Here is a 3626-nt window from a genome sequence, read left to right on the forward strand (position 1 = left end):
CCCGATCTTCCAGGTCGCCGACTACGGCCTCGTCGCCGACCTCTACACCGCCTTGCCCGAACTCAAGGACGAACTCGACGGCAAAAGCGGAGCGAACGCCGTGATTGCCAAGTGTAATTAGCACCATTCCACCACGAGGGCTTTTTCTGACGAGATGGACGTACCGACCGTCTCGGTGAGTCATGGCCGGGATGTAGAGCGTCGCATGAGGAAGACGTCCACGGGAACGGAATCGCGATCGACTAGAGTCTGACGAAGAGTGCGCTCCACATGTACGGAGCCTGTGGATCTGGAGCGGTTGACTTTCGAAAGAATCTCAAGCGCCAACGAATTCCCCATTCTTTGTGCTCCAGGCGCCGCTGACTGCGGCAATGGAGGCGTGCGGCCTCGCTCACTGGAGCAGGCAAAGCTGCGCTCGCGCCAGAAATAGATATTCCGGGCATGTGCCCTAAGGGGGTAGTCGATGTTCGAAAAAGAGGCTGAACGGAGCGATGTTGCAGGCGCAACCCTCGTTTATCTTGTTGATGATGACGACGACTTTCGCGAGGAAATGGTAGCGGGGCTATCCAGATTAGGCCTGAACGTACACGGATTTCACAACGCTGAAGGCCTATATAGAGCTTATGCCGCCACGCCCCCGCAGATCGTGATCCTCGACATCGGCTTGGAGGGTGAAGACGGCCTGTCCATCGCGGCTCATTTGCGGCCCTCGCAATCGGTCGGAATCATCATGGCGACCGGCCGGGGGACAATAGAGGACAGGGTCGTCAGCCTTCAAAAAGGTGCGGATGTCTGCCTCGTCAAGCCTATCGATGTCCGGGAACTTGCCGCCACAGTGGTGGCGCTCAACAATCGTGTCAACAGGCATCACAAGACGCCTCCTCTCCTTCAATCCCCGCGATGGGCTTTGGCGGAAGGCGGCTGGGTGCTCACCGACGGCGTGGGACACCGCCTGCGCCTGACCGTCTCCGAGCGCCGCCTCCTGGAGCGCTTGTTCCGTGAGCGCGGCAACACTGTCGAGCGGAAAGCGCTCGTCGAAGCCATGGGCGCAGATGTCTATGACTTTGATTATGCGAACCTCGACACCATCGTGGCTCGCCTACGGCAGAGAGCCAAAAAGGCGAATATGCATTTGCCCCTGCATGCCATCCGTGGCCGCGGATTTGTCTTTCCTGATGAGGCGTAGATGCTTGATTCCCTCGACGATCAGACCCGATTTCATTCGCCCTTTTCTGCTCACCTCTCAAACAGCGACGATTAGGGCTTCTGCTTCTCGGGATAGAGTTCGATTTCGATGCGATCCGTTTGCTTGTTCAGCACGACCTTGGCATCCGAGACGGTCGTGACCGTCCCGCCGCCCATGATATCACCCTCGGCGTGCCAGTTTACGATAGCCGCGAGCCGCTTCAGAACCTGTTCATAGCGCAGCTTTTTGCGCAGCACCGACGGTATCCACGCCGTGGGCCTGGAAGACATACTCGGGCAATCCAATCGCTACATGCTGTTCGCGCCGTTCGGCCTGGTTTGGGCCGGTGGCTTGGCGGGCCTGTCGGTCGCGCAACTCACCTATTGGAAACTGCAGGCACAAGACTGGTGGCGCGAACGTTCAATATACCAGCAACGCTGAGATTGGGCGCCGCATTGGAGGGGTCGAGACGATCAATGTGCCTTGAATGTCGGAAATCCTGGGCCCCTCCAGTCAGGGGTCATTTTGCGGGCTGTTTGACACAGGGTGCCTGCGTTCTGCTGGCATAAACAGCAGATAGCCGGAAATTTGAGCGTCGGCCCCATCTTCAGACAATATGGCAAATCGATTAGATTGGATGCCTTGGGCTTATCGCGTTGGGGCTAGCGCCCATGATACCCATCCCAATGACGTCTCACAACCTGACATATCATCAATTCGCGATATGGATACAGTTGCTAGCTGCATTCGCGGATCGTGCGGATGAGGATGTCGACGCAGCGGGGTATACGGCGCACAGAGGTGTTGCCGAAGCCGAGAATAAGCCCCGCCGGCCTGACTGACCCACGTGCATAGCGCGAGAGTGGAGGGCAGTCGAGCCCGCGGCGGAGAAGCGCCAACGAGACGGCAACGTCGTCGAAGGCGTTCCTGGCATGTATAGTCAGGTGCAGTCCGGCGTGCACATCGGGAATGTCGAAGTCGTGGCCGAGTCCGTCGCGCAGGCATTGTGTAAGGCAAGCAGCCCTTTCTCGGTAGACGATGCGCATGCGGCGTAGATGTGAGGCAAGGCGCCCCTGGTCCATGAAGTCTGCAACCAGCGCCTGGTCCGCCAACGGTGCGTAGAAGGAGAAAACGCGCTGGGCTTGCGCAAAGCCCTCCACCAGATCAGGAGGCACGACAAGATAGGCGAGCCTGAGGCCTGGTGCCAGCATACGGTTGAACGAGCCAGTGTACATTACGTGATGCGGGTCGCGTGCATGGAGCGTCGGCTGCGCCTCGCCCGACCAGCGAATCTCGCCATTGGAGTCATCCTCGAAGATCCAGCCCGATGTATTGGCCGACCATTCTAGCAATCTCTGCCGACGCTCCGGCGTCATGGTGCACCCAAAGGGCCATTGTTCCAGTGGCGAAACCACGGCCATACGCGCGTTCCGCGCCGCCTCGCCCGCCAGGATTATGTCGAAGCCTTCCCGGTCGAGCGGGACGGGTACGGTCTGCAGGTCGAGTGCCTCAAACGTCCCGATTTCGAGTATGTGGCAGGGGTCCTCGACCAGCACGACGTCGCCACGATCCAGGAGGACGTGCGACACCAGCGCTGCGGCCTGCACCGTATTGCCCATGACAATGATCTGTTCTGGGCGGCAGGCCATTGCCTTGGTTTCGGCGAGATAGGCAGCAATGTGGCTTCCCAGAAGCATTGCCCCGCGTGAATAGTCATAGCCGGTATGAGCGCTCGCGTGCTCGCGCCAGCGCCGACTGGCGATCTGTGCGAACTCGTCATAGGGAAACTCACTCAGTGCCGGCACGCCAGCGCTCAGGTCAAGGGTCTCGATACGCTCGGGCGGAAGACACATCGCCATTAGGGCCTGGGCTCGTTTCGACAAGGCCGGCCGCCTGTTCGCAATCGGTACCGGGGCCTCCCCTGGCCTGTGGCGCGGATTGTGATCCTCCGGTAGCCGAGCCTCCACATAGGTGCCGGCACCGATCCGCGAGGCGACATAGCCCTCCGTGGCGAGACGATCATAGGCATAGACCACGGTGTTGCGAGAAAGGCTCAGCTCCTCGGCCAAGGTTCGGGTCGGTGGCAGGCGCATGCCCGATGCGATGACACCATCGCATATCCAACGGCGCAACTGTTCGAAGAGCTGCTCGTTCAACGACCGGTTACTGCTGCGATCGATAGTGATCCGGTTCCAGCTAGGGTAGTTGAAGCTCTGCATTGTCGTCACTTTAAGTGCCAGCAGGCCATTTGCCTATACCCATATGTGACGGCCGCTCTCAGTCCCGGCCCGAAGACGCGCGGCCGCGGCAATACGCTGGCAACAATATTTCCGTCCCTTGGACAAACTTGTCCATGACTGCATCTAGGCTCAGGACCTATTAATTTGGTTTGAGATGTGATTCACGGTTTCCGGTGGAGGCCGTTATGGGTGATTTGTTT

The 3626-nt window shown here is 59.2% G+C and carries 3 protein-coding genes and 1 pseudogene; 2 read left to right on the forward strand and 2 right to left on the reverse strand.

Annotated features, from left to right (window positions below):
- Positions 1-463: 463 nt before the first annotated feature.
- Positions 464-1186, forward strand: a complete 723-nt coding sequence (locus U1R88_RS35210; RefSeq protein ID WP_322435517.1) for a response regulator transcription factor — start codon at positions 464-466, stop codon at positions 1184-1186.
- A gap of 71 nt (positions 1187-1257) precedes the next feature.
- Here the strand turns inward: U1R88_RS35210 and U1R88_RS35215 are convergent, their stop codons facing one another.
- Positions 1258-1443, reverse strand: coding sequence for a hypothetical protein (locus tag U1R88_RS35215; protein WP_322435518.1), 186 nt, complete (start codon positions 1441-1443; stop codon positions 1258-1260).
- Between the two features lie 25 nt (positions 1444-1468).
- On the opposite strand from U1R88_RS35215, the pseudogene U1R88_RS35220 reads away from it, so the two are divergent.
- Positions 1469-1627, forward strand: a pseudogene (locus tag U1R88_RS35220) (FAD-dependent oxidoreductase); the annotation flags it as partial.
- A 296-nt stretch (positions 1628-1923) separates the two neighbouring features.
- Here the strand turns inward: U1R88_RS35220 and pdxR are convergent.
- The gene (pdxR, locus tag U1R88_RS35225) at positions 1924-3405 is read right to left on the reverse strand and encodes a MocR-like pyridoxine biosynthesis transcription factor PdxR (RefSeq protein ID WP_322435519.1); all 1482 of its coding nucleotides are present in this window, start codon (positions 3403-3405) and stop codon (positions 1924-1926) included.
- Between the last annotated feature and the right edge of the window lie 221 nt (positions 3406-3626).

The organism is Labrys sedimenti, from assembly GCF_034424805.1.
Classification (GTDB): domain Bacteria; phylum Pseudomonadota; class Alphaproteobacteria; order Rhizobiales; family Labraceae; genus Labrys; species Labrys sedimenti.